Here is a 1,000-nt window from a genome sequence, read left to right on the forward strand (position 1 = left end):
CGCGCCCTATCATCTTAATCGCCCCGCCATCCTCCCCTGTCACTTGCAATGGCAACACCTTACCAAGCAACGCTAAATAAGCGGCGGGGCATTTAAGTGCCTGTTTTTCCAGATAAGAGATTAATCCTTCTTTACCATATTTACTGCCTGCTCGTTTAGCAGCTTCAATGACTGACTCTTTCAAAAGGCTCGTTGTTTTATTGGGTACGCCTTTTACCCGCCCTTTTCCTGCATTGGGTGGCAATTTTTTTGGGTGCAAAGTCATCTCTGTATTTTCTGCTGTCATAAAATACTTTCTCCCAATAACAAAAAGCCCCGCAAAACACAGGGCTCTCAGTAATCATGTCAATTTAATAAAAGAAGTTGAGGGGGAATTATCTACTGTAATTTTAGACGCAATTCGACCACTACAGCAGCTCTATAAAACACCATTATTCACGCCATGTCAACAAAAAAATCACGATATTGTATATTTTTTATTTTCTTGCCTAAATATAGTGTCTTTAGCACCAAGCAACACCTCACAATTGTATCCTCTAAACGAATCAATTATATGACTGATAATTAATAAATGGGGGGAAACAATGCGTGATATTGTCATAGTAATAGTGGGTATACTCATACTATGGAGTATAGTCTCTGACATGTGGGAAGAAGCAGAAAATGGTCGGAATACAGAATTTCAAGGTACTCTTTTATTAGTCATAGTACTCGGTGTGCTTTGGTATCTTGAATTTTCAAGAAACTTTTTATTAATAGTGGCAATTTTGCTGTTTGCTTGGAGAAATTACCTAGGAATAATAGCAAATTCTGAACATGATCGCTTAGTCGAATACTCTCAGATGGCATTTGATTATGAGAATGAAAAAATTAATAAAGCGATTATACAACGAAACGAAGCGGTTAAGGAAAATAGTAGGATGGTCGATAGACACTACAAAGCGATTAAGGAGCGAGACAAAACAATTGAAGAATTATCCGAAAAGCTTTGGCAACAACA

General features: G+C 37.8%; 2 protein-coding genes. One reads left to right on the forward strand and one right to left on the reverse strand.

What is annotated here, in order from left to right:
- Window positions 1-286: hypothetical protein (locus tag ACFIO5_RS10685; protein ID WP_375705388.1), on the reverse strand; the 286-nt coding region annotated here is incomplete at its 3' end.
- A gap of 298 nt (window positions 287-584) precedes the next feature.
- Between ACFIO5_RS10685 and ACFIO5_RS10690 the strand changes: the two genes are divergently transcribed.
- The coding region (locus tag ACFIO5_RS10690) for a hypothetical protein (protein ID WP_375705389.1) at window positions 585-1,000 on the forward strand (416 nt) is incomplete at its 3' end.

The sequence above is a fragment of the Bartonella sp. AA86SXKL genome (assembly GCF_042196885.1).